3 protein-coding genes are annotated in these 4,880 nt (G+C 70.6%); 1 reads left to right on the forward strand and 2 read right to left on the reverse strand.

The window, feature by feature from the left end:
• Positions 1–29: 29 nt before the first annotated feature.
• Positions 30–2,492, reverse strand: a complete 2,463-nt coding sequence (locus ACFWEP_RS31610) for an RICIN domain-containing protein (RefSeq protein ID WP_387375263.1) — start codon at positions 2,490–2,492, stop codon at positions 30–32.
• 265 nt (positions 2,493–2,757) lie between these two features.
• Here ACFWEP_RS31610 and ACFWEP_RS31615 point away from each other — a divergent pair, with 265 nt between their 5' ends.
• Complete coding sequence (locus ACFWEP_RS31615; RefSeq protein WP_387375265.1) at positions 2,758–3,765, forward strand: aminoglycoside phosphotransferase family protein; 1,008 nt, start codon at positions 2,758–2,760, stop codon at positions 3,763–3,765.
• Between the two features lie 230 nt (positions 3,766–3,995).
• Here the strand turns inward: ACFWEP_RS31615 and ACFWEP_RS31620 are convergent, their stop codons facing one another.
• Positions 3,996–4,640 (reverse strand): LysE family translocator, encoded by a 645-nt coding sequence (locus ACFWEP_RS31620; RefSeq protein WP_387375267.1) that lies wholly within the window; start codon positions 4,638–4,640, stop codon positions 3,996–3,998.
• Positions 4,641–4,880: the final 240 nt, after the last annotated feature.

Raw genomic sequence — 4,880 nt, forward strand, 5'->3', positions numbered from 1 at the left:
GTGCGGGGGAGATCCGGCGGGGCTGCTCGTCAGAGCAGCTGCCAGAGGTGGTCGTCGGTGCCGTTGTCGTCGTACTGGACGACATGGGCGCTGTCGGCGAGGGACATCAGATCCACGCCGAGCACCTTGTCCGAGTGCCGGTTGCGGATGCGGTACCAGCCGTCGCCGTTCGGCACGAGCTGCCAGAGGTGGTCGTCGGTGTCGCTGTCGTCGTACTGGACGACGTGGGCGCTGTTGGCCGTGGACATCAGATCGACGCCGAGCACCTTGCCGGAGTGCTGGTTGCGGATGCGGTACCAGCCGTCGCCGTTGGCGACCAGCCGCCAGAGGTGGTCGTCGGTGCCGGTGTCGCCGAACTGCACCACATGGGCGCTGTTCGTGGTCGACATCCCGTCCACGCCGAGCACCTTGCCCGAGTTCTTGTTGGCGATCCGGTACCAGCGGTCCGCCAGCCAGGGCGCCGCGTCCGGAGCGGCCGTCGGGAAGGACGTGATCCGCAGCCGCGCCGCCCCCATCGGGACGAGGGTGACCTGCTCGACGGGCTCGGTGCTGCGCGCCGGGCTCTGCTGGAGCGGCGCCACCACGTGCTCGTCGTCGGCGCTCCACTCGGGGATGCGGCGGGCGCGCGCGGTCAGCGTGAGCGGGGTTCCGGCCAGGGTGAAGGGGTTGGTGCCGGCCGTCAGCCGGGCGGACCGCTCACGCGCACGGGAGAGCGGGGCCGCGGTGGCCTGAGGCAGCGCGCCGTCCAGCACGAGCCCGTAGTTCCACGGGGTGGTGGCGTGCACCGCGTACTCCGGGAACTGGTCGGTGCCGCCGATACGCTCGTAGCTCTCGCCGATCCGGAGCGAGTACGTGAGCGGCCCGCGGTCGATGCTCACCGAACCGTGGTTGTCCGCCCAAGTGCGCACGGTGGTCTGCTGCGGGAAGCGGAGCGTGACCTTGTCGCCGTTCTTCCAGGTGCGGTCGACGCGGGTGAACGCGGGGCCCGCCGGGGCGGTGACGCGCTGGCCGTTGACCCGGATCTCCGGCGCGGAGCACCAGGCCGGGACACGCAGCACCAGCGGGAACTTCACCTGCTTCGGGGTCTTCAGAGTGAGCGTCACCGTGTCCGTGAAGGGGTAGTCGGTCTCCTCGGTGATGGTGACCTGGGTGCCGTCCGCGACCGCGGCCGTCACCTCGCTGGCCGCGTACATCGCTGCCGCCAGCCCGCCGTCGGGGGTGGCGAGCCAGAGCTCTTCGAGGAAGTACGGCCAGCCCATGCCGTAGTTGTGCGGGCAGCAGCGGTACTGGTCCACGCCCGGCAGGAACGCCTGCATCGCGAAGCCGTTCTGGAACTGCCGGTCCCGTTTGGGCTCGTTGTCCAGATCGACGCTGTTGGCGCTGGTGATGTAGTGGATCGCCTTGCCCGAGGGATCGAGCGAGGCGGGCAGCGAGTTGAAGGCGAGATCCTCGCAACGGTCCGCCCACAGCGGGTCGCCCGTGATCCGGGTGAGCAACTGGTGGCTCGCCATGAACTCCACGATGCCGCAGGTCTCGAAGCCCTGGCGCGGATCACCGTGTCCCGCACGGGCGTTCTCGTCGCCGGCGATCCCGCCACCGGGGAACTGCCCGTACTGGCCCATCGCCTTGGCGTACGTGCCGTAGGTGTCCTTGGTGTCCTGTGCCGAGCCGCTGCGCAGCGCGTACTGGGCGGGCTCGCGGAAGCCCTGGGCGATGTTGACGTTGTGCGGGTTGACCAGGTTGTCGCCCCAGTCGGCGCCGTTCTGGTGGATCTTGTCGGCGAGGTCGAGCAGGAAGGTGTCGCCGGTCCGGTTGAACAGCCAGAAGACACTGTCCAGCCCGTCGCCCCAACGCAGAGCGATCCAGCTGGTGTTGAAGGCGCCGGGGCCCTGGGCGTTCATGTACCGGAAGAACCGGCTGAGGAAGGGGATCACCCGGGTGTCGCCGCTGTACTCCTGCCAGGAGCGCAGCGCCTGGATCAGCGGGAGGAACGGCCAGAAGTCCGGGCCGCCGTTGAGCGAGGTGCGCAGCGCCTTGGGGCCGAAGAACCCGTCCGACTGCTGTGTGGTGAGGATCGCGTCGATCCAGCGCCGGGTGGCGGCGAGCGCCTTCGCGTCGCCGGTGACGATCGCCAGGTCGGTGTATCCCCGCAGCCAGTAAGGGACTTCCTCCCAGCCGCCCTGGTCGGTGTGCACCCAGCCGGAGGTGTCGAAGTCGAGGAAGTGCGAGAACTCCTCGTAACGCCCGCAGAGGCCGTCCAGTTGGAGTTGGAGCTGCCCGGCGAGCCAGCCTCGTGCCTTGACCCGGCCGGGCGGCAGCTTCAGGAACGCGGTCGGGTGCAGCGGCGCGGCGTTCGGGGCGTAGTGGCCGCCGCGCGCCACCGGCGCCACGTGGCCCGCCGCGGTCGCGGTGGTGGCCCAGCGGCCCATGGCGGCGGTCGAGGCGGCGGTGACCAGGGCGCTGGTCACGAAGTGCCGACGGTTCAGGGGCATGTGGAAGCTCCACTTCTGCTCTCTGCGGCAGCCTCGTTCCGCGCCCTGGTGCGACGACTTGGGCGCATGGCGAAGAAGGCTGTCGCGTTCCGGTGCGGTGGTGCGACAACTTCTATGCAACGTTGGAAAAATGATGTCGGCGGTATGACAGCACGCCGTCAAGCCGGTGTCCAGAGATCGCGCAGCGGTTGGTGCGGGGGGTGTCGGCCACCCGGTCCGGAGAAACGGATGGAGTGGACGACGGATGCGGTGGTGAGATGGGGGGATGCGGCAAGACGACTCGACAACGGTCGACCGGGGGCAGTACCAGGACGCGGTGACGCCCTGGGAGACCGATACGTGGCGGGAGGCGGCCCTCGCGTGGGTGGAGAGCGGGCTGGCGGCCCATGGGCTGCGCGTGGCGGGCAGGCGATCGGTGCGGCTGCGGCCGTGGTCCGTGCTGGTGCGGATTCCCGTCGAGGAGCAGGGAGTCGTGTGGTTCAAGGCCAACCCGCCCGCGAGTGCCTTCGAATCGGGGCTCACCGAAGCTCTGTCGCGCTGGGTTCCCGGGCAGGTGCTGAAGCCGATCGCCGTCGAAGCGGAGCGGGGATGGTCGCTCCTTCCTGACGGAGGGCCGCTCTTCCGGGACGCTCTGGACCGTGGCACGGCGGGGCTGCCGGACTGGCAGGACATGCTCCGCCAGTACGCCACGATGCAGCGTGAGTTGACACCTCTCGCCGGGGAAATGGAATCGCTCGGTGTCCCGAACGGACGGGTGGCGGTCCTGCCCGAGGTCTTCGATCGGGTGGTGGGGGAGAACCCGGCGCTGGAGCAGGAGGACCGCAAGGCCATGCGGGAACTCCGTCCGCGTCTGGCGGACTGGTGTGCCGAACTCGCGGGCGTGGGCATCGCCGACACGCTCGACCATTCCGATCTGCACGACGGCCAGTCGTTCTTCCCCGGGCCGGGCCGCTTCACCTTCTTCGACTGGGGCGACGCGGCGATCTCGCACCCCTTCTGCAGTCTCCTGATTCCTGGGCGTGCGGTCCGCGAGCGCTACGGCCCCGAGGTGCTGCCGCGCCTTCGTGACGCCTACCTGGAGCCGTGGACGGGAGGCGGCCACACCACCGCTGAGTTGCGACGCGCTGTCAGCCTCGCGTGGCGGGTCGGAGCGATCGGCCGGGCCTGCTCCTGGGGCCGCCTCTTCCCCGGGGCGGACGGCGGCGCGGTCGACCCCGGAGGCGCGGACAGTGCGCGCTGGCTGCGGGAACTTCTCGTGGAGCCGCCTCTCTGACGGAGGAGGAAGCGGCGGGGGAGGCGGTCCGTCATCATTTCGGGCACCGGGTGAACATCGGAACGCCGGACGCGCCCTCGTGGCGAGAACGGCGTACGGACCGCCAAGGGCCGCCACGGTGCCGTGCAGGCGCTGTGCCGCGCGGGATGGCCGGATTCTCCGGTCGTGTGATTTCCGGCGGGTGCCGGGCCTGGCCAGGGTGCCGGAGGCGTCTGTGGCACCCTGCCCGCTCAGGAGGAGACGGGCGTGCGCGACAGCGCGGTACGCAGGGCGAAGAACCCCAGCAGGCCGCCTGCCGCGAACCGCTGGGCGGTCATGACGCGGGGCCTGGCGGCCAGGAACCCGGACAGCCGTGCCGCGCTCAGCATGATCAGAGCGTTCACGGTGATCCCCACGATGATCTGCACACCGCCGAGCTGGAGGAGCTGGGCCCAGGACGGACCCGCGTGGGGGTCCAGGAACTGAGGCAGCAGGGCGGCGTACAGCAGCGCGATCTTGGGGTTGAGCAGGTTGGTCAGCAGCCCCGTCGAGAACAGCCGGGCGTCGGAGACCGGAGGCAGGTCTCCGGCCGGGTCGAAGGGCGACCGCCCGCCGGGCTTGAGCATGCCCCAGGCGAGGGAGGCCAGATAGGCGGCCCCGGCGAGCTTGACCACCGTGTACGCCACCGGCACGGCGGCGAACAGCGCGGACAGGCCGGCGGCCGCGGCCAGCAGGTAGCAGACGAAGCCCACGGCGGTCCCGCCGAGGCTCACCAGGCCCGCCCTGCGGCCCTGGGTGATCGCGCGGGACGCGAGGTGGATCATGTTCGGTCCCGGGGTCACGGCCATGCCCAGTTCGACCAGAGCCACCCCTCCCACTGCGGACAGAGCTATCACGGTCGTTCTCCTGATGGTTCGTCGGTCTCGGGTGCGGCCCCGGATCGGGGCCGGGCCGGCCGGTGTGGACGACCGCGCACCTGCACGGGTGTGTGCTTCGCGCACCGAAGTCGCGCACCGAAGGATACGGCCTCGCCCTGGGCGCGACGGTGTGCGCTGCGGCTGCCCAACTCCCCACGAGCAGGCCGAGGACGCCGAGCGGGACTCACCGCGAATACCGGCGGCCGGCACCCCGTACAC

The sequence above is a fragment of the Streptomyces sp. NPDC060198 genome, assembly GCF_042728415.1.
GTDB lineage: Bacteria > Actinomycetota > Actinomycetes > Streptomycetales > Streptomycetaceae > Streptomyces.